This is a genomic window from Streptomyces caelestis, assembly GCF_014205255.1.
In the GTDB taxonomy this organism is placed as follows: domain Bacteria; phylum Actinomycetota; class Actinomycetes; order Streptomycetales; family Streptomycetaceae; genus Streptomyces; species Streptomyces caelestis.
This window is the reverse complement of sequence record NZ_JACHNE010000001.1, coordinates 1,387,194-1,411,601: the sequence shown is the minus strand read 5'-3', so window position 1 is coordinate 1,411,601 and position 24,408 is coordinate 1,387,194. Positions and strand designations below refer to the sequence as shown.

The following is a 24,408-nucleotide window of genomic DNA, read 5'->3' as shown; positions in this document are numbered from 1 at the left end:
CGAAACTTTCGATCCAGTGGACGGACGCGGGAGCGCCGTCCCGTACTCAAGGAGCGCATGATGGGCGACCCGGCACTGTCCCGCCGCGGCTTCCTGGCGGCCTCCGCCGCAGCCGGCCTGGGGATGACGGCACTGACCGCATGCGGCGGGGACTCGGGAGGGTCGTCGGGGACGACCACGATCGAGTGGTGGAACATCTCCACCACCGAACCGGCCAAGGGCGTCTGGGCCGCCCTCGCCCGGAAGTTCGAGGCGCAGAACCCCAAGGTCAAGATAAAGATCGTCCAGTTCGAGAACGAGGCCTACAAGTCGAAGATGACGACCCTGACCTCCTCCGGGAAGCTGCCCGACATCTTCCACACCTGGGGCGGCGGCATCCTCAAGCAGCAGGTCGACGCCGGACTGGTCGAGGACCTCACGGACCGCACCAAGCCGTGGGGCGACGCCCTGCTCCCGGTCGCCAGGGAGCCGTACCTGATCGATGACAGGGCCTACGGCATCCCCTTCGACATCGGCATGATCGGCTTCTGGTACAACAAGGCGCTCTTCGACCAGGCCGGCATCTCCGAGCCCCCGACCACCTGGAGCGGCTTCCTCGACGCCGTGCGCAAGCTGAAGGCCGAGTCCATCACCCCGCTCGCCCTGGCCGGCAAGGAGAAGTGGCCCGGCATGTACTACTGGGCCTACCTGGCGATGCGCACCGCCGGCGCCGAGGCGCTGCAGAAGGCCTACGACGACAAGGACTTCACCGGCGCACCCTTCGTCGAGGCGGGACAGCACCTGGAGGAACTCGTCGCTCTCCAGCCGTTCCAGAAGGGCTTCCTCGGCGCCGCCTACTCCACCCCCACCGGCCAGGCCGCGACCGTCGGCAACGGCAAGGCGGCCATGGAACTCATGGGCCAGTGGGCGCCCGTGGTGCAGGCCGACGCGGGCAAGGGACTCGGCAAGAACCTCGGGTTCTTCCCGTTCCCCGCGGTCGAGGGCGGCAAGGGCGCCATCACCGAGGTGTTCGGCGGAGGCGGCGGGCACGCCCTGCGCCGGGGCGCCCCGCAGGCGGCCGTCGACTTCCTGAAGTTCTTCGCGTCCGAGGCCACCGACCTGGAACTGGTCAAGAAGACCGGCGTCCTGCCCGTGGTCCCGGCGGCCGAGAGCGCCATCGCCGACCCCAACATCAAGGCCGTACAGGAGCAGTTGAAGAAGGCCACCGGCTTCCAGCTCTACCTCGACCAGGCGTACGCGCCCGCCGTCGGCCAGGAGGTCAACGACAGCGTCGCCGCGCTCATCTCCGGGTCCATGTCGCCCGAGCAGGTCGCCCAGTCGATCACGAAGACCGCGAAGGAAGAGCAGTAACCGGCGATGACCTCCACGTTCCTGCCGGACAAACGGACCGGCCGCGACGCCGGGCCTCCGCCCCCGGCCACGGACCCGACCCGCGGCCGGGCCCGGCGACGGGCGCTGAACTGGCTGACCGCGGCCGGCTTCCAACTGCCCGCCCTGGTGCTGTTCATGGGGCTCGTACTGCTGCCGATGCTGTTCGCCCTGTATGCCGCGTTCTTCCGCTGGGGCGGCTTCGGCATGCCCTCCGACTACATCGGCGGCGAGAACTTCACCCGGCTCTTCCAGGACGACGTCTTCCTGGGCGACTTATGGCGCTGTCTGGTCCTGGTGGTGCTGTCGCTCGTCATCCAACTGCCGTTCGCACTCGCCATGGCCGTCCTGCTCAACCAGCGGATGCGCGGCCGGGCGGTGTACCGGATGCTGTTCTTCGCCCCGTACGTCCTGTCCGAGGCCATCACCGGAATCCTGTTCGGCATGATCTTCGCCCCGGACGACGGCTTCGCCGACCAGGTCCTCGGCAAGGTCGGACTGGACGGGCTGGGCGGGCAGTGGTTCGCCGATCCGTCGACCGTCATGGCGACCTTGTTCCTGGTCATGATGTGGAAGTACTTCGGCTTCCACATGATGCTGTACCTGGCCGGGCTCCAGGCCGTGCCCAGGGAGCTGACCGAGGCGGCGCTCATCGACGGGGCCGGCCCCTGGCAGCGCTTCCGCAACGTGACGCTGCCGCTGCTCGCGCCCACCCTGCGCATCAGCGTGTTCCTGTCGGTCATCGGGTCCATCCAGCTCTTCGACCTGGTGTGGGTGACCACCGCGGGCGGCCCGGACCACCACTCCGAGACCATGGCCGTGACCATGTTCCAGTACGGCTTCAAGCGCTACCAGGTCGGCTACGCCAGCGCGATCAGCGTGGTCATGTTCGCCATCAGCCTCGTCTTCGCCCTCGCCTACCAGCGGTTCGTGCTCCGGCGCGATCTGGAAGGGGCCACCACGACCATGCGGGGTGACGCAAAGTGACAGCCAGTCAGAAGGCTCGGAGGGGCAGGAACATCCCGCTGCACCTCGTGCTGATCGTCGTCGGCGCGGTCATGGCCGTCCCCCTGCTCTACGCCGCGCTGTCCGGCTTCAAGACCACCGACGAGCTCTCCCGCAACCCGGTCGGCCTGCCCGAGTCGTGGGTCACCTCCAACTACACCGGGATCCTGGGCTCGGGGGACTTCTGGCGGCTGATCGGCAACAGCACGCTGATCGCGGTGGGAACGACCGTCCTGGTCGTCGCGGTCTCCGCGCTGTCGGCCTTCTCCTTCGCGCGATTCGCCTTCCGCGGCCGGGAGGTGCTGTTCACGCTCTTCACGATGGGGCTGATGTTCCCGTTCGCGGTGGCGGCCCTGCCGCTGTTCCTCCTGCTGCGCTCGCTGGGCCTGCTGGACAACCCGCTCGGAGTGATCCTCCCGCAGGCGGCCTTCGGACTGCCGATGACCATCATCATCCTGCGCGGCTTCTTCCGGCAGATCCCCGGCGAGCTGGAGGAGGCGGCGACGCTCGACGGATGCAGCTCGTTCGGCTTCTTCTGGCGGGTGCTGCTGCCCATGGCGCGGCCCGCGCTCGGCACCGTCTCCGTGCTGGCCGTCGTCACCAGCTGGAACAACTTCTTCCTGCCGCTGCTGGTGTTCACCGACGCGCAGTGGTGGACGCTGCCGCTCGGCGTACAGCAGTTCCAGGGGCAGTACTCCGCGGAGTACGCCAAGGTCTTCGCCTATCTGGTGCTGGCCATGGTCCCCACCCTCGCCTTCTACTCGGTCGCCGAGCGTCAGCTCGTCGGCGGCCTCACCGCCGGCGCGACGAAGGGCTGACACGCGCCGCGGACGTACGGCTCACCCTCCCCCAAGCTCTCGGCTTCGCTCGAGCAGGGGGCCCATCCTGACGTGAGGAGTCGCACCATGCGCAAGACCGCTCCACGGCTCAGACTCGCCGGGGCGCTCGCCGCCGCGCTGATGCTCGGAGGCATCGCCACCGGGCCGACGGCACAGGCGGACGAGCGGCACGGCAAGGAACCCACCCTCGCCGACCTCGCCCAGCGCCACGGCCGCTACTTCGGCAGCGCCACCGACAACCCCGAGCTCGTCGACGAACCGTACAAGGCCCTGCTCGGCTCCGAATTCGACCAGATCACCCCCGGTAACGGCATGAAGTGGTACGCGACCGAGCCTCAGCAGGGCGTGTTCGACTTCTCCCAGGGCGACGAGATCGTGAACCTTGCCCGCGCCAACCGGCAGAAGGTACGCGGCCACACCCTGGTCTGGCACAGTCAGCTGCCCGAGTGGCTCACGGGGCGGGAGTGGACGGCCCCCGAGCTCAGGGCCGTGCTGAAGAAACACATCCAGGCCGAGGTACGGCACTACCGGGGCAAGGTGTTCGCCTGGGACGTCGTCAACGAGGCGTTCAACGAGGACGGTACGTACCGCGAGTCGGTCTTCTACAAGACGCTCGGGCCCGGTTACATCGCCGACGCGCTGCGCTGGGCGCACCAGGCCGATCCGCGCGTCAAGCTGTACCTCAACGACTACAACATCGAGGCGGTCGGCCCGAAGAGCGACGCGTACTACAAGCTGGCCAAGGAACTGAAGGCCAAGGGCGTCCCGCTGCACGGCATCGGCCTCCAGGCCCATCTGGCCCTCCAGTACGGCTATCCCAGCACTCTGGAGGACAACCTCCGCCGCTTCTCCCGGCTCGGCCTCGACACCGCGCTCACCGAGGTCGACGTACGGATGCAGCTGCCCGCGACCGACGAGAAGCTGGCCCAGCAGGCCGAGTGGTACCGGGACCTGACCGAGGCCTGCCTGGCGGTGCGCCGCTGCGTCGGCATCACCCTGTGGGATTACACCGACAAGTACTCGTGGATCCCGGCGTTCTTCCCGGGCGAGGGCGCGGCCCTGCCGTGGGACGAGCAACTGGGGCGGAAGCCGGCGTACTTCGCGATTCGTGAGGCGCTCGGGGGGAGGTAGGGGGGCGGGTGGCGCCCCGGTGTACGGGGCGGGGCGCCACCCAGACCGCGCCGGGCGAGTCGGCCTGTGTGTGGGGGGAGGAGGGAGGCGACTGGCCGTGCCGCGGGAGGCCGCCGAGTGTCGTCCGGCTCCCAGCAGGGCCGCATCGGCTTCGGCCGCGTTGCGTCAGATCCGCCCCGCCGGGGGTGCCGTGCTCGCTCGGATCACCAGGTCCGTGCCCAGCTCCACGCGCGGCGAGTCGGGCTGTTCGTCGCGGGTGAGCTGGAGGACCGTACGGACGGCCAGTTTGCCCATGTCGGCCAGGGGCTGGCGGACGGTGGTCAGCGGCGGGGCCGACCAGCGGACTTCCGGAAGGTCGTCGAAGCCGACCACGCTCATGTCCTGCGGCACCCGCAGCCCGCGTCGGCGCAGTGCCTCGATCGCGCCGAGTGCCATCTGGTCGCTGGCCGCGAACACGGCGGTCGGGGGCTCGGGCAGGGAGAGCAGGGTGCCGCAGGCGGTGAAGCCGGACTCGGGGCGGAAGTCACCGGGGACGACGAGGGACTCGTCCATCGCGATGCCGGCGCCTTCCAGAGCCGCGCGGTAGCCGTCCAGCCGGGCCCGGGAGCACAGCAGGCGCGGGGGCCCGGCGATCAGGCCGATCCGGCGGTGGCCGAGGGACAGCAGGTGCTCGGTGGCCGCCATGCCGCCCGACCAGTTGGCGGCGCCGATGGTGGGCGCCTCCAGGGCGGGCGAGCCCGCCGGGTCGACGACGACCAGTGGGACGCCGAGGATGCGCAGTTCCTCGTGGAGCGTCGGCTCCAGGGCCGAGGTGACGAGGATGACGCCGTCGGAGGCTCGGGCCCGCAGGTTGCGCATCCACTCGCGGGCGTCGCCCGAACGTCCGTGGATGGCCGACACCACTGTGCCGACCCCCGCCGCGTGCGCGACCTCCTCGACCCCGCGGATGATCTCCACGGCCCAGGGGCTGTCGAGGTTGTTGAAGACCAGGTCGAGCAGGGCGGCACGGGTGCCCGGGGCCGCGGGGCGCTTGCGGTAGCCGTGCCGGCGCAGCAGGTCCTCGACGCGGGCCCGGGTCTGCGGCGACACATCGGACCGGCCGTTGACGACCCGGGAGACGGTCGGTACGGACACGCCGGCCTGCCGGGCGATCTCCGTGATCGTGACCTTGCCCCCGGCCTGGGCCTCATGTGCTGCCACTTGCCCACCTCCGTCGACGGGTGACCCCGAAACTTCCAGGAGTCTTCCGGAAGACGGGCATCCGTGGGAAGGCGTACGAGCCAGCAACGGTGCCGCGGGTGGTGACGGCGAGTGACGGGGAGTGACGGCATCCGGACGCGCGTCGGGGCCGGTACGCAAGGTGTCCTGCGGCCGGCCCCTCATGTCTGCGGGCGGTACGTCACACCGCCCGGCGGCCTCAGGCGGCCGTCACCACCTGACCGGCCAGCGGACGGTGCGGGGCGATGACCCGGCCGTCAGGCAGGAGCTCGCCGGTGTCCTCGAAGAGCACCACACCGTTGCACAGCAGGCTCCAGCCCTGCTCCGGGTGGTGCGCCACGAGACGGGCGGATTCCCGGTCGGCGGATTCGGCTGAAGGGCACGGAGTCTGGTGCTGGCACATGGGCGGGATCTTTCGCTGTGTCATGGTGGATGGGATGACTGAGTCGGATGAGTCGGCTGTCGTGTCTGTTCCGCGGCTGGACGTGTCGTTCATGGCCGCCCCCGTTGATAAGTCGTCGGAACCCAGTGTTGCCCTACGGGCGTCGATCCGCAGGGATTTCGCGGCACCACTTCTCACAGGTTCATGACGCATCACCCGCGCGGACGGTTCACCCCAACTGGACTGTCACTTCGGATGGTTCGTGGTGGCCGAATGGGGCTAGTCCGGTCGGGTAGGCGGTTCATTCCGGCTCGTACGAGCCGTTAGGTGCTCTTAAGAGCGAGCTGGTGGGTGCTTGTCCGAACGAGAACCGGTGGGTGCTCGTCCGAACGGAAAAGGGCGACCCCGCCGCCGAGGAATTCGACGACGGGGCGCGGAGAACTTCGGGGCGCGGTGCTTCAGGCGGGTGAGCCGAGCAGTCTCGTGGGAGTCACCCGGTGGGTCAGCACCGGGAGCAGTTCGGCGACGCGGTGCGGGCGATGGGCCGCGATGCCGGGAGGTGCGGGGGCCAGTGGGACGAGCAGGTCGGTGGCTGCGGGGTGGCCGGCGGCGCCGTCGGCGGAGCAGTCCTCGTGCAGCCAGAGCGTCAGCATGTACAGGCCGGGCACGGACAGCAGGCGGGGCTGGTACGGCTGCGGCATCGTCTCGGCCTGGCGCAGGGCGCGTTCGGTGGAGGTGATGTACGGGCCCTCGAAGAAGCGCGAGAAGGCCCAGCCGTCGGGCGTCAGCATGGTCTCGGCCGCGGCCACCGCACGGTCGCCGCAGCGGATCAGGAAGCGCCATCCGGCCAGCCGGGTGGCCGACACGCCCTCGGCCGTGACCCGGTCGAGGACGTGGACGGGCAGCGGGAGCTCGGGAGTGACGGGTCCCTGCGCACGGAGCAGGGAGGGAGTTCGGGCCTCGCGGACCGCGGTGGGAGAGGAGAGTGCAGTCAGGACGGAACGGAGTGCGGGCGCGGGAGCCGGAGGAACATGCAGCGGCATGGTGGGTCGCCTCTCATTCAAAGGCACGACGGCACGAGGGCGGGGGCGGACGGCGCTGTCAGCTCACGGGGGTCAGACAGGCAGGGGCCGGGTCTCAAGAACGAGAGGGGGTGGGGGTCCGCCGAACATCGCCTCGACGGCATGACCCATCGACCGTGGGCGCCAACCTTCTGCCTTGTTCGCGGAGTTTATACGACACGGGTTCAGACTGTGTTTCGTCTAGCCGTTTCCGGTGAGTAGAACAAGGGTACATTCGGTCGGCGATACGCGAGAATTATCCCGATTCCACGCGGGGGTGTGCAGCGATGACCTCGGCGAATGCCCGCGTGGCGGTCGGCCCATTCTCGTCGGCGTTTTTCACGAGTTCGCGGTAGCCGAAAGCCGGGTTCTCTGAGTCATGCCGAGTGAATGTGCCACCGGTCATACGTGACCAGCGTAGCGGTCGGCGGGCCCACCCGGGACGTTATCGATCGCTTTCGCTGGGCATCCTCCACCTGACCGGGACCCCGGCGGCCGGATCTTCGGCCCCGCATCATCCGAGGAGGGAAGCTTCGATGGGGGAGAAGGTCGTGGCAGGCCGGTTCGACCTGTCCGATCGCCAGCGCTACCGCGACAAGCTCCGTCGCTGTCTGACGGGCTTGGAGCGACTCCTGGCGGAGAAGCGGTTCGATCGCCCCAAGAACCTCATGGGGCTGGAGATCGAGTTGAATCTCGCGGGCACCGACGGCATGCCGAAAATGTTGAACGCGCAAGTCCTGGAACGGATCGCGAGTCGCGATTTCCAAACAGAACTCGCCATGTTCAATCTGGAAGTCAACATTCCCCCACACCGTCTGGGGGGTCGCGTATTCGACCGACTCGCGGAGGAACTCCGTACGTCGCTGGCATATGCCGACCGGAAAGCCGGCGAGGTCGATGCGGGAATCGTGATGATCGGCATTCTGCCGACCCTGGACCGGGACGACCTCGTGTCGTCGAACCTCTCCGACGTCGACCGCTACACCCTGCTCAACGATCAGATCGTGGCCGCCCGCGGCGAGGAGTTCACCCTCGACATCGCCGGCGTGGAGCACCTCAGCTGCACGTCCAAGTCCATCGCGCCGGAGGCCGCCTGCACCTCCGTGCAACTGCACCTCCAGGTCACCCCCGCCCGCTTCGCCGACGTGTGGAACGCGGCGCAGGCCGTCGCCGCCGCGCAGATCGCCGTCGGCGCCAACTCGCCCTTCCTCTTCGGCCGCGAGCTGTGGCGCGAGTCGCGGCCCCCGCTGTTCCAGCAGTCCACCGACACCCGCCCGCCCGAACTCCAGGCCCAGGGCGTCCGGCCGCGTACCTGGTTCGGAGAGCGCTGGATCACCTCGGCGTACGACCTGTTCGAGGAGAACCTGCGCTACTACCCGGCGCTGCTGCCGATCTGCGACGACGAGGACCCGCTGGAGGTGCTCGACCAGGGCGGCGTGCCGAACCTCGCCGAGCTCGTCCTGCACAACGGCACGATCTACCGCTGGAACCGCCCGGTCTACGGCATCGCCGACGGCGTCCCCCACCTGCGCGTGGAGAACCGCGTCCTGCCCGCCGGGCCCACCGTCATCGACGTCGTCGCCAACGCGGCGTTCTACTACGGCCTCGTCCGAGCCCTCGCCGAGGAGGCCCGGCCGGTGTGGACCCGGCTGCCGTTCGAGGCGGCCGCCGCCAACTTCGACGCCGCGTGCAAGGACGGCATCGACGCCCGCTTCACCTGGCCCCGGCGCGGCCGCTACGGCGGCACCGCACAGGTCGACGCGGTGAGCCTGGTCCGCGACGAACTGCTGCCGCTCGCCGAGGCGGGGCTGGACGCGTGGGGCGTGGAGCCGGCCGACCGCGATCTGTACCTCGGCGTGATCGAGGAGCGGTGCCGCCGCAGGGTGAACGGGGCGAGCTGGCAGGCCGCGACCTTCCACAAGGCGCTGGACGCGGGCCACTCGCGCGAGGCCGCGCTGGCCGCCACGACCCGGCGCTATCGCGAGCTGATGCACAAGGGGGAGCCGGTGCACTTGTGGCCCGTGGGGTCGCCGGAGCCGGTGCCGTTGAGGTGAGGGGCGGCGGGCCAGCCTGGCTGGTGGGCTGTCTCAGCCGGTGCCGTCGGCGTGATGGGTCGGTGGACCCGCCGACCGGCCGGGTTGCTGAGCCGGTGCCGTTGGGCTGCCGGGCGGCGCCGGCCGGTGCGTCGGTCGGCGTCCGTGCCGTGGGACTGATGCGCCGTATGGCCGGCACCCTGCCGGCCTCATACTGATCCGACAGGTCGGTGAAGTGGAGGCAGGTGTGCAGGCGGAGGCGAGCCCGGTGGCCGACGATTCCATTCCCCAGCAGCGGCTCTCGCGGCGGATGCTCCGCAACGAGACACTGCTCGTGCTGGCACTCTCGCTGGGTGCGAGCGGAGTCTCCGCCCTGATCAGCTTCCTCGGCTCGGTCACCAAGCCCGGCGGGCTGAAGGACCAGGCGGCCACGATGAACGCCTCGGCCGCGCCCGGCCGTCCCTGGCTCGACCTGGCCTGGCAGCTCTTCGGGATCACGACGGCGCTCGTGCCCGTCGTGCTCGTCGCGCACTTCCTGCTGCGCGAGGGCGCGGGGCTGCGCACCCTCGGCTTCGACCGCACCCGACCCTGGCCCGACCTGGGCCGCGGCGCGGCGATCGCGGCGGTCATCGGCAGCACCGGAATCGCCTTCTACCTGGCCGCCCGCGGCCTCGGCTTCAACCTCACCGTGGTGCCCGAGGCGCTGCCCGGCGTGTGGTGGAAGTACCCCGTGCTGATCCTCTCGGCGATCCAGAACGCGGTACTGGAAGAAGTGATCGTCGTCGGCTACCTGCTGCGCCGCCTCGGCCAGCTGGGCTGGACCCCGACGGCCGCGCTGGTGGGCAGCTCGGTCCTGCGCGGCTCGTACCACCTCTACCAGGGCATCGGCGGCTTCATCGGCAACATGGTCATGGGTGTGGTGTTCGTCTACCTGTACCGACGCTGGGGCCGGGTGGGCCCGCTGGTGGTGGCCCACTCGCTGCTCGACATCGGTGCTTTCGTGGGATACGCGCTGCTGGCGGGCAAGGTCGGGTGGCTGCCGACGGCGTGAGAGACCCGGGGAGGGGTCGTCTCAGGCCAGCAGCTCGCCCTCGATGACGGTGACCGCCCTGCCGGTCAGCAGGGTGCGCTCGCCGCGCAGTTCCGTGCGGACGCGGCCGGAGCGGGGCGAGGCCTGGAGCCCGGTGAGGCGGGGGCTGCCGAGGCGCTCGGACCAGAACGGGGCGAGCGCGGTGTGGGCGCTTCCGGTCACCGGGTCCTCGTCGATGCCGACGTTCGGGAAGAAGCAGCGCGAGACGAAGTCGTAGCCCTGGTCGGGGTCATCCGCGCGGGCCGTGGCGATGACGCCGCGCTCGGAGTGGGCGGCGAGGGCCCTGAGGTCGGGGCCGAGGCCGTGCACCGTCTTCTCGTCGGCGACCTCGACCAGCAGGTCGCCGACGTTCGGGCCGGTGTCGAGGACCGTGAGCGGCTCGGTGCCCAGGGCCTCGGTGAGGCCGTCGGGCAGGTCGACCCGGGTGAGCGGAGCCGTCGGGAAATCCAGCGTGATCGAGCCGTCTTCGGCGGGCGTGGCGGCGAGGACGCCGCTGCGGGTGGCGAACCGCACCGGGCCCTCGTGGGTGCCGGTGGTGTGCAGGACGTGGGCGGTGGCCAGGGTCGCGTGACCGCACATCGCGACCTCCGCGGCCGGTGTGAACCAGCGCAGCGCCCAGTCGGCCTCGCCGCCCTCGGGGAGGGGACGGGCGAAGGCCGTCTCGGAGTGGTTGACCTCGAGGGCGATGTTCTGGAGCCAGGTGTCGTCCTGGAAGGCGTCCGGGTCGTTCAGAAGAACGACCCCGGCCGGGTTGCCGGAGAAGGGGCGATCGGTGAAGGCGTCGACGATTCGAATGCGCATGCCCCGACGTTAGGTGCTCGCCGAAGCGGCAGGCCAAGGCCAATTCGCGCTTCCTGGCCCCGTTCACCCGAGGGTCCGCCTCGCGGGCAGCGGCGTCCCGGTCGAGGTCCCGGGCCGGATTCACACGGGAGGTTCGCGCTGTCGCGGGGGCGTCGCCCCGCGGTCGCCCAGACGGCCAGCGCGCAGGCCGCGAATCCCGCCCCGAGGAGACTGGAGCCCGCCCAGCCGTAGGCGGTGAAGAGGGCGGTGGTCGCGGCTGCGCCGAGGGCGGAGCCGAGTGAGTAGAAGACCATGTAGCCGCCGATGACGCTGCTGACGCGATCCGGATGCGCGGCGGTGAGCAGGTGCTGGTTGCTCACGTGCACGGCCTGGACCGCGAAGTCGAGAAGCACGATTCCGACGATGAGGAGCCACAGGGACCACGGCAGCTGCGCGATCGCTGCCCAGGAGAGGACGAGCAGGGCGAGCGCGAGACCGGTGACCGGAGCCGCCCGCCCCGCGTCCGCCCACCGTCCCGCGCGTGCCGCGCCCAGTGCGCCGGCGAGTCCGGCGATGCCGAACAGTCCGATCCGGCTCTCGCTCAACTGCCACGGCGTGTCCGCCAGCGGCAGGGACAGTCCGCTCCACAGGGTTCCGAACGACGCGAACAAGAAGAACGCGATGAGCCCGCGCGTCAGGAAGACGCGCTGCCCGAACAGTCCGCCGAGCGCGACGACGACACGCCTGTATCCCACGGGTGGGCCGGGGCGTTCCTCTGACGGCAGTGCCACGAGGACGAGGAGTGCGAGCCCGAGTGACAGCACCGCGAGCAAGGCGTAGACGCTTCGCCAGCCCCACGCCTGTGCGAGCGTGCCGGTGACCACCCGCGCACCCAGGATGCCGACCACGACGCCCGAGGTCACGACACCGATGTTGCGTCCGCGCTCGCCAGGCGGCGACACCGCCGCGGCGTAGGCCACCGTGGTCTGCACCACTACCGCGAACACCCCAGCCGCCGCGAGCCCCGCGAACGCCACCCACGCGGCTGACGCCGAGGCCGTCAGGGTCATGCCCACTGCGGTGACGGCCAGGTGCCCGGCGATGAGCCGGCGCCTGTCGACCACATCGCCGAGCGGCACCAGCAGCGCCAGTCCTGCCAGATAGCCGAACTGGCCGGTCGCGACGATCCACCCGGTGAGCTCTGCCGGTACACCGAGATCGCGTCCCATCGCCTCCAGAACCGGCTGCGCGGCATAGATGCTCGCCACGGCGACACCACACACCATCGCGAGGAGTAAGCGCCGCCATGCGTTCATTGCACTCCGATCGGAATCAGTAGCAATCTGCAACTGATTTGACCGTACGGCATGATGGTTTCACTTCGCAACTCATTGAGAGGTGTCATGTCCTGGACCGACCCCGACTGCCCCGTCGCTCGCACGCTCGATCTCGTCGGCGACAGGTGGAGCCTTCTCGTCATCCGTGACGCGATGGACGGGGCGCGATCGTTCACCGAGTTCCAGCGGCGGACGGGCATCGCCCGCAACATCCTCACGGATCGCCTCCGCAAGCTCACCGCTCACGGGCTCCTCGCTCAACGCACCGCACCATCGGGCCGCCGTCAGGAGTACGTGCTCACCGACGCCGGCCGCGATCTCTTCCCGGTCATCGTCACCCTGCGGCAGTGGGGGGAGCGTCATGCCTTCGCTCCCGGAGAGGCTCACTCCCTCCTGGTCGACGAGCGGGGCACCCCTGTGCCGGACATCGTGCCGACCGGCGTCGACGGGACCCTCCTCGGCGTCGACACCACCCACGTGCGGAAGGCCTGACGGACGGCAGGATCCGATCCGGGTCTTGCTATGCGAACACTAGCGATATATCGTTGAAGCATCGCGACAGATCAACGATGGAATGGAGAGTGTTTGCGATGCATACTCACGGATTCGAGCACGGGCATGGCCGCGGCGGACCCCGTCACGGCCGGGGCGGTTTCGACGGACTGCGTGCGGCCTTCGGGCCCTTCGGGCCGGGCGGTCCCGGCTGGGGCGGGCCCGGTGGTCCGGGCTTCGGTCCCGGGCCCTGGGGTGGACGAGGGCGCGGCGGGCCGAGGGGAAGGGCGCGGCGCGGTGACGTACGGGCCTCGATCCTGGCCCTGCTGAAGGACCGGCCGATGCACGGCTACGAGATGATCCAGGAGATCGCCGAGCGCAGCGGCGGGGCGTGGAAGCCCAGTCCCGGCTCGGTGTACCCCACCCTCCAGCTGCTGGAGGACGAGGGGCTGATCGTGAGTGAGTCCGAGGGCGGCAAGAAGCTGTTCTCGCTCACCGAGGCGGGCCGCGCCGCGGCCGAAGAGGGGCCCGACGTGCCCTGGGAGGAGGCCGGCCGCGGGGTCGACTGGGAGGCTCTCGGCGAGATCCGCCAGGCCGGCTTCGGTCTCATGGAGGCCTTCGGCCAGGTCTGGAAGACCGGCACCAAGGAGCAGCGGGAGAAGGCGCTCGGCGTCATCAACGAAGCCCGCAAGAAGCTGTATCTGATCCTCGCCGACGAGGACTGAGGATCGAGCGCCGTCCGAGTACGGCGCTGAGCAGGCGCCCCGTGGAGTGATCCACGGGGCGCCTCGGCTTGTGCCGGGAAGGTGCCGTGGCCGGTGCCCGGGGTCAGGTCACCAGGCCGTCCAGCCTGCGCAGCGACTCGTTCAGGGCGGCCGTGGCCGAGTCCTTGAGCTTGCCCGCCATCAGCGACACCGTCGCGCCCGTGAACGCGCCGTCGATGCGGACCGTCGTCGCGTCGCCGTCGGGCGTGAGGGTGTAGCGCGTCGCGACGGTCACGGCCATCGGGCCCTTGCCGCGGAGGGCGAGCACCCTGCCCGGTTCCAGTGCCTCGACGGTCCATTCCACCTCGGCCGGGAAGTTCATGAGCCGCATGTTCTCCCGGAACGTCGCGCCCACTTCGAGGGGTTCGGGGCCGCCCGCCGGGAAGCTCGTGTGGGTCGCGTTCCACTCGCCGTACGCGGTCCAGTCCGTGAGCTTCGCCCACACCTTCTCGGCCGGTGCCCCGATGCGTGCCTCCGTGCTGACTTCGGCCATGCGACCCCCTCTTCACCTCGGGCTGGTTGTCGCGGAACGTAGCCGTGACGGCCTCGATGTTCAATACTGACGAACTGTCAGCCCGTGTCGGAGCCGTCGGGTGAAACAGTCTGATGTCCTCCGTAAGGAGGAGATCCGGCCCGCGATGTCCACTTTCTGTGGGACGCGAAAATGCTTCCCTCCGAGGATGACCCGCGCTCTCGGGACTGATGGGGTGGGGGATGTGCAACCCCGTATCCCCCGCCAGTCGGCCCATGAGCACGGCATCCACCGCGCGGAGAACGATGCCAGGCTCAGTGCCGAGCTGGCATCGGTGCTCACCGGTGCCCGCCGGAGAGCGGTCAGGGACGGGGACCGACAGATCGACACGGCCCATCTGCTCCACTCGCTGCTGGAGTCCGGCCCCGAGGCGCGTGCCGTCGTCGGCGACGGGCCGCAGATCGCGCGGCTGCTCGGTTACCTCGTCCAGCGCAGCATCGGCTACGGCCTGCGCTGGCAGAGCGGCGTGGAGGACTCCGGCGCCGTCCCCGTCGTGACGGAGACCGCGGGCTTCTCACCGCTGGCCGCTGCCTCGATGGAGTACGCCTGTGCACGCGCCGCCCGGTACGGCGGCCCGGCCCGCGGCGTCGACCTGCTCGCGGCCATCGTCGTCGACGCGCAGGCGCGCGCGGTCGAGGTGCTTCACCGCGCCGGGATCGACCCGCACGAGGTGCTCGCCCGGCTCGACGGCCGGCCCGACCGGCCTCATGAGTGCGTCGACCTGCATCAGGAACGCGTCGGACCGCATCAGGAGTGCGTCAAGGGCGGCGAAGCCCCTTACTGACCGGCCCTTCACGGAGCCGCTCGTCCCGTCCAGGCAGTGAGACAGGTGCCATGGAGGGTGACGCTCCTGACGTGGCCTGTCATCATGTGCCGGTGCGTACGTCTGACAGCAGCCCCAGCAGCCCCAGCAGGCACGGCAAGGGCGTGGGCCTCGGCCTCGCGCTCCTGTCCGCGGTCGCCTTCGGCGGATCCGGTGTCGCGGCCAAGCCGCTGATCGAGGCGGGCCTGGACCCGCTGCACGTGGTCTGGCTGCGCGTCGCCGGGGCCGCCCTGGTGATGCTGCCGCTCGCCGTGCGCCACCGCGCGCTGCTGCGCCGCCGCCCGGGACTGCTCGCGGGGTTCGGACTGCTGGCCGTCGCCGGTGTCCAGGCCTGCTACTTCGCCGCGCTCTCCCGTATCCCCGTCGGGGTGGCGCTGCTCATCGAGTACCTGGCGCCCGCCCTCGTGCTGGGCTGGGTGCGGTTCGTGCAGCGTCGGCCCGTGACGCGTGCCGCGGCGGTCGGTGTCGTCCTCGCCGTCGGCGGACTCGCGTGCGTCGTCGAGATCTGGTCGGGGCTCGGCTTCGACGCCCTGGGGCTGCTGCTCGCCCTCGGCGCGGCCTGCTGCCAGGTCGGCTACTTCGTCCTCGCCGACCAGGGCAGCGACGCCGGTGACGAGGCGCCCGACCCGCTCGGCGTCATCGCCTACGGCCTGCTCGTCGGCGCGGCCGTGCTGACCGTCGTCGCCCGGCCCTGGAACATGGACTGGGCCGTGCTCACGGGCACCGCGCGCATGGACGGCACACCCGTCGCCGCGGTCGCCCTGCTGGCCTGGATCGTCCTCGTCGCCACGGTCGTCGCGTACGTCACCGGTGTGCTCGCCGTGCGCCGGCTCTCCCCGCAGGTCGCCGGTGTCGTGGCCTGTCTCGAAGCGGTCATCGCCACCGTCCTGGCCTGGGTCCTGCTGGGCGAGCACCTGTCGGCGCCGCAGCTCGCCGGTGGTGCGATCGTGCTGGTGGGCGCGTTCATCGCGCAGTCCTCGACGCCCGCGAAGGGCTCCGAAGGGCCGGTGGCGAGCGGCGGCCCGGAAAGGAAGTTGTCCCGCCCCGGCAGGGCCGCATAGGGTGCCGATCATGCCTTCGAACGCACTCGTTCTTCCGCCTCCGGCCGCCTGAGGCGGGCCCTCCGGAATCCGCGCCCGGCGTGTCACCGCCGGGCCGAACGGTGCTGCCCGCAGACGAAGTCCGCGGACCCCGCTGATCCGACGTGATCCGGGGCCCTTCCCGAACTTCCGCGCACCAGCCGCCGCCGATGCCGCGCGGCGCGCCGTGCGCGTCTGCGGAGAGAACACGTGTCGAACACTGTCTCCGGCCTGCCCGTAGGGCGAGGCCTCCTCTATCTGATCGTCGCCGGTGCCGCCTGGGGCACCGCGGGCGCGGCCGCCTCACTGGTCTACCAGGCCAGTGACATGGGGCCCGTCGCCCTCTCCTTCTGGCGCTGCGCCGCCGGACTCGTGCTGCTGCTCGCGGTCCGTCTCGTCCGGCCGCGCGCCCAGGCCGCCGTACGCGAGCCGCTGGGCCGCCGGGCACTGCGGGCCGGAGTCACCGGACTCGGGCTCGCGGTGTTCCAGACGGCCTACTTCGCGGCCGTCTCCGTCACCGGCCTCGCCGTCGCCACGGTCGTCACCCTGGGCGCCGGGCCCGTGCTCATCGCGCTCGGCGCCCGGCTGACGCTCGCCGAGCGCCTCGGCCGGGGCGGAACCGCCGCCGTCACGGGTGCCCTCGCCGGGCTCGCGGTCCTCGTCCTCGGCGGCGGGGGCACGACCCTGCGCCCGTGGGGTGTGCTGCTCGCGCTGCTGTCCGCGGCCGGGTACAGCGTGATGACGCTGCTCACCCGCCGGTGGGGCCGTGACGGCGAGGCCGACGCCTCCCGGACGACCGTCTGGGCCTTCGCCGTCACGAGTCTGTGCCTGTTGCCGTTCGCCCTGGCCGAGGGGCTGCTGCCGCACACCGAGGAACCCGGCCGGGTCCTGGTCCTGCTGGCGTACGTCGCCGCCGTCCCCACGGCCCTGGCCTACGGCCTCTACTTCGCGGGCGCGGCCGTCGTGCGGTCGGCCACCGTCTCGGTGATCATGCTGCTGGAGCCGGTGAGCGCGGCGGTGCTCGCCGTCGTCCTGCTCGGTGAGCACCTCACGGTGGCGACGCTGGCCGGCACCGCGCTGATGCTCGGTTCGGTCGTGGGGCTCGCGGTGGGAGAAGTGCGCGGCGTGAAGGCCGAGGAGCCGGTGATGCTCGTGTGACGACGGGGCGGGCAGCACAGCCCCACGCCCCTTACAGCGCCTTCAAGTAGTCGGGCAGTTCGGTGCCGGGGGCCAGATCCGGGTCGGCGATCGGAGCGCCGTAGGTCTTCCGCACCGGGACCACACCGGCCCAGTGCGGAAGGTCGAGGTCCTCCGGCTCGTCGTTCACGCCGCCGGTGCGGAGCTTTGCGGAGACCTCGTCCAGGTCCAGGCGGAGCACGGCGGTGGCGGCCAGTTCCTTCTTGTTGGCCGGCCGTGAATCGGCGGAGCGGCCCGGCACGACGTGGTCGACCAGTGCGTCCAGGGCCTGTCGCTTCTCCTCGGGGTCCGTCACGTCGTGAGCGACGCCGTGCACCACCACGGAGCGGTAGTTGATCGAGTGGTGGAAGGCCGAGCGGGCCAGGACCAGTCCGTCGACGTGCGTGACGGTCAGGCAGACCGGGAGGCCCGGGTCGGCCTGGCCGGCCGCCCGCAGCGGGCGCGAGCCCGTCGAGCCGTGCACGTAGAGCCGCTCGCCGACCCGGGCGTACAGCGTGGGCAGCACGACCGGCGCGCCGTCGCGGACGAAGCCGAGGTGGCAGACGTAGGCCTCGTCGAGGATCGAGTGCACCAGTTCCCTGTCGTACGAGGCCCGGTCCGGCGAGCGGGTGGGGACGGTGCGGTCGGTGGGGGTGTAGGCGGCGGCGGGTTGCGACGGCGTCTGCGTGGTCCCCTGCATGGCGCTCTCCATTGCACTAGTGCATAATAATGTTTGTGCTAGGAGAGTATCGGATCAGCGGGAGTCGCGCAGCGGACATTTCCGCGAGCATCGAGGGGGCGGTGGGGAGCGGTGAGCTGCGACCGGGTCAACTGCTGCCGCCTATGCGGGAGTTGGCGGAGCGGCTGGGGGTGAATCCCAACACGGTCGCGGCCGCGTACCGGACGCTGCGCGAGCGCGGGGTCATCGAGACCGCGGGCCGACGCGGCAGCCGGGTGCGGGCCGTACCGGCCACGACCGGGCGGGACAGCATCAGGGTGGACGTGCCGGAAGGCGTGCGCGACGTGTCCAGCGGCAATCCCGATCCGGCCCTGCTGCCGGCCCTCGCGGAGGCGTTCGCCGCGGCGGCCGCCGAGGGCGACCGTGCTCCGGTCCTGTACGGCGAGGAGCCCGTGGATCCGGAGTTGGCCCGGATCGCCCGGGACCGGTTCGACGCCGACGGGGTGCCCGAAGGGCCGCTCGTCGTGGTCTCCGGAGCGCTCGACGCCGTCGAGCGGGTCCTGGCGGCCCACCTCAAACCCGGCGACACCGTCGCCGTCGAGGACCCGGGCTGGGGCAGGACCCTGGACCTCGTCCCGGCGCTCGGACTGCGCACGGTCCCCGTCGGCCTCGACGACGAGGGGCCGTACGCCGACGACGTACGCCACGCCCTGGCGGCCGGGGCGCGTGCCCTGATCGTCACGGACCGGGCGCAGAACCCGACCGGCGCCGCGGTGAGCGCCACGCGCGCGCGTGCCCTGCGGTCCGTGCTCCAGGAGTACCCGGAGACCCTGCTCATCGAGGACGACCACGGGCACGGCATCCTCGAGGTGCCCCTCCATCCCCTGGCCGGAGCCACCCGGCACTGGGCGTTCGTGCGTTCGACCGCCAAGGCCTACGGACCCGATCTGCGCCTCGCCCTGCTCACCGGGGACGCCGTCACCGTCGACCGGGTCCGCGGCCGGCAGCGGCTCGGGCCCGGCTGGGTGAGCCGGCTGATGCAGCGGGCGTTGGTGCGGTTGTGGGTGGACGGGGCGGTGGACACTCGTGCGGTGGCGGCGGCGTACGGGAAGCGCCGGGACGCGCTGATCGACGCGCTCGGCCGGCGCGGTGTCATGGCGCACGGGCGCAGCGGCATGAACGTGTGGGTGCCCGTGCCGGAGGAGACCGGTGCGGTCGCCCGGCTGCTGCACGCCGGCTGGGCCGTCGTCCCCGGCGCCCGCTTCCGGCTGAGCGCACCGCCTGGCATCCGGGTCACCGTCTCGACGCTCACCGAGGACGAGACCGAGGCGCTCGCCGACGCGATCGCCTCGGCCCTCGGGCCGGCTCCGGCGCGCGGTTACGTGTGAGGGGTCCGGGGTTCGTCCGCGGCGTCCTCCAGTCGGCTGGGTGCTGCGGCGTCTCGCCCCGAACCGGCCGCCTCCGAGGCTCCGGCCGGACCTCTACGCCCGAGGCTTCGGCATGACTTCTACGCCCGAGGCTTGGGCCGGACCTGCGTAAGTGCCGCGCCGGTCAGGACGATCAGCGCCCCGGCCGGGGTCGACCAGGTGAGCGACTCGCCGAGGAGTGCGACGCCCGCGGCCGTGGCGATGACCGGGATGAAATACGTGACCATCTGGGCGGTCGTCGGTCCGACCTCGGCGACCAGGCCGTACTGGAGGAGGACGGCGAGGCCCGTGCCCAGTGCGCCCAGGGCGGCGATCGCCAGCAGCGGCCCGACGGACAGGGTGGTGGGCAGGGCCGTGAACATCGGGGTGACGACGGCCAGTTGGGCCGTCGCGAGCAGCAGTTGCGCGCCGGTCATCGACAGGTGCGAGTGGCTGGTCCCGGCCAGGGTGCGGCGGACGTAGATCCAGCCGACCGGGTAGCTGAGGGAGGCCAGCAGGGCCAGCGCCGTGCCGGTGGCGTCCAGGCCCTGGAAGCCCTGCCAGGCGCCCAGCACCGTGAGCACCCCGAGGAAGCCGAGCCCGAGCCCGGCGACCCGTACCCGGGTCGGGCGGTCCTCCGACAGGGCGACCAGCGACAGCGCCATGCCCCACAGCGGCGAGGTCGCGTTGCAGATGCCCGCCAGTGTGGACGGGATGGTCAGCTCGGCGTACGCGAACAGCGAGAACGGCAGGGCGTTGAGCAGGAACGCGGCGACCGTCAGATGCCCCCAGGTACGCGCCCCGCGCGGCAGCCGCTCGCGGCGCGCCGCCATCGCGCCGGCCAGTACCGCCGTACCGAACACCAGCCGTCCGAGCGTGACGTGGAACGGCGCGTACCCGTCCGTGCCCACCTTGATGAGGAGGAAGCTGAAGCCCCAGATCAGGGACAGGGTGGCGAAGCGGAGGCGCCAGTCGAGGCGGCGACGGGGGCGGTCGCGCGAGGGGGTGGTGACCCGGCCGGGAGTGGTGGCGGTGCTCATGGACACCACGATGGCGAGCGGGAACCTCGTAGCACAATCGAGATTTCACACCCGATAGTGCGTAGCATTGCTTACATGTTAAACCTGGAGCGCCTCCGTACCCTCGACGCCCTCGCCCGGCACGGCTCGGTCAGCGGCGCGGCCGAGGGGCTGCACATCACGACGTCCGCGGTCTCCCAGCAGATGTCCAAGCTGGAGCGGGAGGTCGGCCAGCAGCTCCTCGCCAAGAACGGCCGGGGCGTGCGGCTCACCGACGCGGGCCGGCTGCTCGCCGAGCATGCCGCGCGCATCCTGTCCCAGGTCGAACTCGCCCAGTCGGACCTGGAGGCGCAGCGTGGACAGGTCGTGGGCGAGCTGAGACTGTCGGCTTTTCCGACAGCCGCCCGCGGCCTGTTTCCGCTCGCGCTGTCCGCGCTGCGCGAGCGGCATCCCGCGCTCCGGCTGCGCTCCTGCGAGCTGGAACCCGAGCTCGGCATCGCCGGGGTGGTGCGCGGCGACCTCGACCTGGCCGTGGTGCTCGACTGGTACAACAAGCCGATGGCGCTGCCCGACGGCCTGGTCAAAGCACCGATCATGGACGACCCCGCGGATGTCGCCATGCCCGCGGGCCACCGGCTCGCCGGGCGGGAGGAGGTGGACCTCGCCGACTTCGCCGACGACGAGTGGATCACCTGGGGCGAGGGGGAGTTCTGCCACGAGTGGCTGATGTTCACGCTCCGCTCGAAGGGCATCGAGCCGCTCGTCGGCCACCGCGCCGCCGAGACCCACACCCAGTTCGCGCTGGTCGCCGCGGGACTCGGCGTGTGCGTCGCCCCGCTGCTCGGCCGCCGTCCCGTGCCCGCAGGGGTCGTGACCGTCCCCGTCAGACAGCGGGTCCGGCGGCACGTGTACGTGGTCTGGCGGGCGGACGCCGACCGCCGCCCGTCGATCCGGGCCGCGGTGAAGGCCCTTCAGGCGGCGGGGGAGAGCCTCGGCTGAGCCCGGGCCGCGTCGGGTGCCGGGGCCGGGCGCGTCTTACCTACTGCGTCGCCAGCTTGCGGAAGTCCCAGGAGACGATCTTCTGCGGCGTCAGACGCAGCCAGGCGTGCCGGCCGTCGTGCGGCATCTCCTCCAGGCCGAAGTTCTTCCGGGCGAACAACGTCTCCGCGACGTCGAGTTCGGCGCGCAGCTCGCCGGTGCGCGGTATCTCGCCCACGAACTCGACGGCGCCCGACAGCTCGACACCGCGCAGCTCGTCGTACTCCTCGCCGGTGTCCACGACGATCGCCACCCGCGGGTCGCGCCGCAGGTCGGTCCACCGCTTGCTGCGCACGACCGAGTACAGCCACATCGAGGTGCCGTCCCAGGCGAACCACAAGGTGCTCACATGCGGGGCGCCGTCGGCCGACACCGTGGCGACCCGGCAGGTGCGCTGTGTGACGAGGAAATCGTCCAGCTCACCAGGCGTCATCATGATCTTCCGGCCCCGGCGCTGCTGAGTGACGGTCATGCTCCCCCTCTTTCCTTCTTCTCTCACGTCGTGCCAGAGGAGATCCTCTGACAACACGTCAGAAAAGAATGAGTTCTCTTCCGCCCGTGCGCAATGGTGGCTACGCTCGCGCGCCCAGCCGCCGGCGCCCAGGGGGAACCGTGCCCGCGCACGCAGAGCTCAGCGAACTCCTCGATCCGCGGACCACCGTGCTGCTCACCGTCGAGTGCCAGGAGGGCGTCGTCGGAGCGGACAGCGCCCTGCCCGAACTCGCCGCGGAGGCACGCGCCGGCGGGGTGCTCGCCAACATCGCCCGACTGGTGGCCGCCGCGCACGAAGGCGGAGTCCAGGTCGTCCACGCCATCGCCGAGCGCCGCCCCGACGGCCGCGGGGCCAGCCGTAACGCCCGTCTGTTCCGGGCCGCCGAACGCCTGCCCGTCCAGCAGCTGTCCGGCACTCCGGCGGTGCGGGTCGCGGCCCCCATCGAGGTCGCCGAGGAGGACCTCGTCGTACGGCGCCTGCACGGGCTGTCGCCCCTCCAGGGCACCGATGTCGACCCGCTGCTGCGCAACCTCGGCTGCCGCACGCTGATCGTCACCGGGGTCTCGGCCAACGTGGCCGTTCCCAACGCCGTGTTCGACGCCGTGAACCGCGGCTACACCGCCGTCGTCCCGGCCGACGCCATCGCGGGAGTGCCCTCCGACTACACGCCCGCGATGATCCGCCACACCCTCGCGTTGGTCGCCACGGTCGCGACCACGGACGAGGTGCTGGCGTGCCTCACGCGCCCGCGCGGGGTCAGGCGAGCGTGATCGAGTCGCCTTCGACGCTGATCTGCTTGGCCGGCAGCGGCTGGACCGCCGGCCCCTTCTTCACACTGCCGTCGAGGACGGAGAACTGGCTGCCGTGGCAGGTGCAGGAGATGATGTCGTCCTTGAGGTCCACCATCGGACAGTCCCGGTGAGTGCAGAGCGTGGAGAAGGCCTTGTAGTCGCCCGCGGCCGGCTGCGAGACCACGACCTTCTCGTCCTTGAAGATCTTGCCGCTTCCCTCGGGGATGTCGGCGGTCTTCGCGAGGGCCGCACCACCGGCGGCGCCCTGTTCGGTGGACGCATCGGACCCCTTGTCCTCCGACCCGCACGCCGTCAGCGCCACGGTGAGCCCTGCCGCGCCCACCGCCGTCACGACGGCACGGCGGCTCGGTCCTGACATCGGCTGAACTGATTCGCTGGTCATGCTGACGTTCCTTCCGGGGATTCGTGATCTGTCGAGAGGTACGGCCCCTGGGGACCGGCTGTTCAGACAATGCCGAAATCCTGACTGGTTCGCGGAAGGACGTGGGTAAAGCGGAGCTGTCGGTTCGCTATCGGGTTCCGGGCCGCTGCGGCGGGGCGTCGTGCGAAGTCAAGTCGGCCTTATTGAGGCTGGTGGCGGCGCCCGTCGCGGCCGCCGCGTACCGCTGGTCGGGACGGCTGATGTCCCGGGTCGACCGGCAGTCCCATGCCGCGGCTGCCGAGACCGCGGACCGGCTGGTGGAGTTCGCCCGCCGCCGGCCCGCGCTGCGCGCCTTCGGGCGGGCCGCCGAGGACCATGAACTCCTCGACGCCGCCCCGCGCGAACAGCGGGCGAAGGCGCGCGCCGCCGTACGCATCAGGGTGCCCGGCATCGCGGGCTTCGCGCTCGCCGTACAGCTCTGCCTCACCTGAGTCCTGCTGCTCGGCACGGTCTTCGCGGTCGGCGGACCGGACGGCGCGGGAGAGCTGATCGCGGTGCTGGTACTCGCCGTGCGCTTCGTCGAACCCATGAGCGCCGCCGCCGGGTTGGGCGGATCCCTGCGGATCGCCCGGGGCACCCCGGATCGCCCGGACGAGGTGCTGGCCGCCGCTCCGCTGTCACAGCCGGAGACCCCGGCACCGCTCCCGGACACGTACGGCATCGAACTCGACGGCGTCTCCTTCGGCTACGGCGACGGACGCACCGTACTCGACGGGCTCGACGCGGGTGGCGTCTGTCGGCGCGCTCTCAGCGGCGGGATTCCAGGGAACTCACGAGAAACGGACGGGCCGAGAAGGAGCGCGTGCACCAGTTCAGAGACTGAGGCACATCAGGATGTCGTCACGGTCGTCGCCAGGGGCCACGCGCAGTGCACCGGGCCACCGGCCCACCTCCGTCCATCCCAGACTCCGGTAGAAGTGCTCCAGACCGAGTCCCCCTCGCGCACTGAGCTGCAGCTGCTCCAGTTTCATGTCCTCGGCGGCGATCTCCCGGACGCGGGTCATGAGGGCGGTGCCGATGCCTCGTCGACGGAAGTGAGGGTGGGTCTGGACGTGGTTGACCACCCCGCAGTGCGCGATCAGGGGATGAAGGTCCCGGCGGATGATCAGCCAGCCCGCGAGTGATCCGTCCAGGGTGGCGACGAGCAGCCGGTTGCGCTCCGGGTCGAGTCCGGCGATGAGCCGTTCCGCCGCCGGACCGACGTCCCGCGCGCTGACCGGAGGCAGGGGGATCCCGGGCGCGATCACCGCGCCACCCGCGTTGATGACGGCTTCCCAGCAGCCGACCAGCTGTCTTCTCAAGTCCGGCGTGATCTCGTGCGGCCGGGTTATCTGCAGGAACTCGGGGGAGGCGGGCACCGTCATGGGATCAGCTTTCCAGACGAGCCTGCGGATCAGTGCGGTGGTGTCGTCGTCACCGAGGTGGGGGAG

26 protein-coding genes are annotated in these 24,408 nt (G+C 71.0%); 15 read left to right on the top strand and 11 right to left on the bottom strand.

What is annotated here, in order from left to right:
* Positions 1–60: 60 nt before the first annotated feature.
* From HDA41_RS06340 to HDA41_RS06325, 4 genes are all read left to right on the top strand, one after another.
* A complete protein-coding gene (locus HDA41_RS06340) occupies positions 61–1,350 on the top strand; it encodes an extracellular solute-binding protein (protein ID WP_184981505.1) in 1,290 nt (429 codons plus the stop codon).
* A gap of 6 nt (positions 1,351–1,356) precedes the next feature.
* Positions 1,357–2,355, top strand: coding sequence for a carbohydrate ABC transporter permease (locus HDA41_RS06335; RefSeq protein WP_184981503.1), 999 nt, complete (start codon positions 1,357–1,359; stop codon positions 2,353–2,355).
* Positions 2,356–2,426: 71 nt separating this feature from the next.
* Complete coding sequence (locus HDA41_RS06330; protein WP_230299643.1) at positions 2,427–3,191, top strand: carbohydrate ABC transporter permease; 765 nt, start codon at positions 2,427–2,429, stop codon at positions 3,189–3,191.
* Between the two features lie 87 nt (positions 3,192–3,278).
* Positions 3,279–4,343, top strand: a complete 1,065-nt coding sequence (locus HDA41_RS06325; protein ID WP_184981499.1) for an endo-1,4-beta-xylanase — start codon at positions 3,279–3,281, stop codon at positions 4,341–4,343.
* A gap of 165 nt (positions 4,344–4,508) precedes the next feature.
* On the opposite strand, the gene HDA41_RS06320 is transcribed toward HDA41_RS06325, so the two are convergent.
* The 3 genes from HDA41_RS06320 to HDA41_RS06310 form a co-directional block, all read right to left on the bottom strand.
* Complete coding sequence (locus HDA41_RS06320; protein WP_184981497.1) at positions 4,509–5,543, bottom strand: LacI family DNA-binding transcriptional regulator; 1,035 nt, start codon at positions 5,541–5,543, stop codon at positions 4,509–4,511.
* A gap of 217 nt (positions 5,544–5,760) precedes the next feature.
* Positions 5,761–5,964: a DUF5999 family protein gene (locus HDA41_RS06315; protein WP_184993204.1), complete on the bottom strand. Its 204-nt coding sequence runs from the start codon at positions 5,962–5,964 to the stop codon at positions 5,761–5,763.
* 437 nt (positions 5,965–6,401) lie between these two features.
* On the bottom strand, positions 6,402–6,986 hold the full coding sequence (locus HDA41_RS06310; RefSeq protein ID WP_184981495.1) for a hypothetical protein: 585 nt from the start codon (positions 6,984–6,986) through the stop codon (positions 6,402–6,404).
* A 554-nt stretch (positions 6,987–7,540) separates the two neighbouring features.
* Between HDA41_RS06310 and HDA41_RS06305 the strand changes: the two genes are divergently transcribed.
* Together HDA41_RS06305 and HDA41_RS06300 are read left to right on the top strand one after the other, a co-directional pair.
* Positions 7,541–9,058, top strand: coding sequence for a glutamate-cysteine ligase family protein (locus tag HDA41_RS06305; RefSeq protein ID WP_184981493.1), 1,518 nt, complete (start codon positions 7,541–7,543; stop codon positions 9,056–9,058).
* A gap of 226 nt (positions 9,059–9,284) precedes the next feature.
* Positions 9,285–10,088: a CPBP family intramembrane glutamic endopeptidase gene (locus HDA41_RS06300; protein WP_184981491.1), complete on the top strand. Its 804-nt coding sequence runs from the start codon at positions 9,285–9,287 to the stop codon at positions 10,086–10,088.
* 21 nt (positions 10,089–10,109) lie between these two features.
* Here HDA41_RS06300 and HDA41_RS06295 read toward each other — a convergent pair whose 3' ends face one another.
* Complete coding sequence (locus tag HDA41_RS06295; RefSeq protein WP_184981489.1) at positions 10,110–10,928, bottom strand: PhzF family protein; 819 nt, start codon at positions 10,926–10,928, stop codon at positions 10,110–10,112.
* On the bottom strand, positions 10,856–12,223 hold the full coding sequence (locus tag HDA41_RS06290; protein WP_230299644.1) for an MFS transporter: 1,368 nt from the start codon (positions 12,221–12,223) through the stop codon (positions 10,856–10,858). The genes HDA41_RS06295 and HDA41_RS06290 overlap by 73 nt, the downstream gene beginning before the upstream one ends.
* Before the next feature lie 87 nt (positions 12,224–12,310).
* Between HDA41_RS06290 and HDA41_RS06285 the strand changes: the two genes are divergently transcribed.
* Both HDA41_RS06285 and HDA41_RS06280 read left to right on the top strand, forming a co-directional pair.
* The gene (locus HDA41_RS06285; protein ID WP_184981487.1) at positions 12,311–12,736 is read left to right on the top strand and encodes a winged helix-turn-helix transcriptional regulator; all 426 of its coding nucleotides are present in this window, start codon (positions 12,311–12,313) and stop codon (positions 12,734–12,736) included.
* A gap of 98 nt (positions 12,737–12,834) precedes the next feature.
* Positions 12,835–13,461 carry a PadR family transcriptional regulator gene (locus HDA41_RS06280; RefSeq protein ID WP_184981485.1) on the top strand — a complete coding sequence of 209 codons (627 nt, stop codon included), beginning with the start codon at positions 12,835–12,837 and terminating at the stop codon, positions 13,459–13,461.
* Positions 13,462–13,564: 103 nt separating this feature from the next.
* Here the strand turns inward: HDA41_RS06280 and HDA41_RS06275 are convergent, their stop codons facing one another.
* Positions 13,565–13,993: a type II toxin-antitoxin system Rv0910 family toxin gene (locus HDA41_RS06275; RefSeq protein ID WP_184981483.1), complete on the bottom strand. Its 429-nt coding sequence runs from the start codon at positions 13,991–13,993 to the stop codon at positions 13,565–13,567.
* Positions 13,994–14,216: 223 nt separating this feature from the next.
* On the opposite strand from HDA41_RS06275, the gene HDA41_RS06270 reads away from it, so the two are divergent.
* The 3 genes from HDA41_RS06270 (at position 14,217) to HDA41_RS06260 (ending at position 17,092) form a co-directional block, all read left to right on the top strand.
* Complete coding sequence (locus tag HDA41_RS06270) at positions 14,217–14,816, top strand: Clp protease N-terminal domain-containing protein (protein WP_184981481.1); 600 nt, start codon at positions 14,217–14,219, stop codon at positions 14,814–14,816.
* A gap of 86 nt (positions 14,817–14,902) precedes the next feature.
* Positions 14,903–15,916: an EamA family transporter gene (locus HDA41_RS06265; RefSeq protein WP_184993202.1), complete on the top strand. Its 1,014-nt coding sequence runs from the start codon at positions 14,903–14,905 to the stop codon at positions 15,914–15,916.
* Between the two features lie 228 nt (positions 15,917–16,144).
* Positions 16,145–17,092: a DMT family transporter gene (locus HDA41_RS06260; RefSeq protein WP_184981479.1), complete on the top strand. Its 948-nt coding sequence runs from the start codon at positions 16,145–16,147 to the stop codon at positions 17,090–17,092.
* A 31-nt stretch (positions 17,093–17,123) separates the two neighbouring features.
* On the opposite strand, the gene HDA41_RS06255 is transcribed toward HDA41_RS06260, so the two are convergent.
* Entirely contained in the window at positions 17,124–17,810 is a 687-nt protein-coding gene (locus HDA41_RS06255) for a pyridoxamine 5'-phosphate oxidase family protein (RefSeq protein ID WP_184981477.1), read from the bottom strand.
* Positions 17,811–17,845: 35 nt separating this feature from the next.
* Here HDA41_RS06255 and HDA41_RS06250 point away from each other — a divergent pair, with 35 nt between their 5' ends.
* A complete protein-coding gene (locus HDA41_RS06250; RefSeq protein WP_184981475.1) occupies positions 17,846–19,177 on the top strand; it encodes an aminotransferase class I/II-fold pyridoxal phosphate-dependent enzyme in 1,332 nt (443 codons plus the stop codon).
* Positions 19,178–19,296: 119 nt separating this feature from the next.
* On the opposite strand, the gene HDA41_RS06245 is transcribed toward HDA41_RS06250, so the two are convergent.
* A complete protein-coding gene (locus tag HDA41_RS06245) occupies positions 19,297–20,235 on the bottom strand; it encodes a DMT family transporter (protein ID WP_184981473.1) in 939 nt (312 codons plus the stop codon).
* 75 nt (positions 20,236–20,310) lie between these two features.
* Here HDA41_RS06245 and HDA41_RS06240 point away from each other — a divergent pair, with 75 nt between their 5' ends.
* Complete coding sequence (locus HDA41_RS06240; RefSeq protein WP_184981471.1) at positions 20,311–21,213, top strand: LysR family transcriptional regulator; 903 nt, start codon at positions 20,311–20,313, stop codon at positions 21,211–21,213.
* A gap of 40 nt (positions 21,214–21,253) precedes the next feature.
* On the opposite strand, the gene HDA41_RS06235 is transcribed toward HDA41_RS06240, so the two are convergent.
* Positions 21,254–21,724 (bottom strand): pyridoxamine 5'-phosphate oxidase family protein, encoded by a 471-nt coding sequence (locus HDA41_RS06235; protein WP_184981469.1) that lies wholly within the window; start codon positions 21,722–21,724, stop codon positions 21,254–21,256.
* A 140-nt stretch (positions 21,725–21,864) separates the two neighbouring features.
* Between HDA41_RS06235 and HDA41_RS06230 the strand changes: the two genes are divergently transcribed.
* Positions 21,865–22,515: a cysteine hydrolase family protein gene (locus HDA41_RS06230; RefSeq protein ID WP_184981467.1), complete on the top strand. Its 651-nt coding sequence runs from the start codon at positions 21,865–21,867 to the stop codon at positions 22,513–22,515.
* On the opposite strand, the gene HDA41_RS06225 is transcribed toward HDA41_RS06230, so the two are convergent.
* Positions 22,502–22,939, bottom strand: a complete 438-nt coding sequence (locus HDA41_RS06225) for a Rieske (2Fe-2S) protein (RefSeq protein WP_184981465.1) — start codon at positions 22,937–22,939, stop codon at positions 22,502–22,504. The genes HDA41_RS06230 and HDA41_RS06225 overlap by 14 nt on opposite strands.
* A gap of 191 nt (positions 22,940–23,130) precedes the next feature.
* Here HDA41_RS06225 and HDA41_RS06220 point away from each other — a divergent pair, with 191 nt between their 5' ends.
* Entirely contained in the window at positions 23,131–23,409 is a 279-nt protein-coding gene (locus tag HDA41_RS06220) for a hypothetical protein (RefSeq protein WP_184981463.1), read from the top strand.
* A 381-nt stretch (positions 23,410–23,790) separates the two neighbouring features.
* On the opposite strand, the gene HDA41_RS06215 is transcribed toward HDA41_RS06220, so the two are convergent.
* Positions 23,791–24,342, bottom strand: a complete 552-nt coding sequence (locus HDA41_RS06215; protein WP_184981461.1) for a GNAT family N-acetyltransferase — start codon at positions 24,340–24,342, stop codon at positions 23,791–23,793.
* Positions 24,343–24,408: the final 66 nt, after the last annotated feature.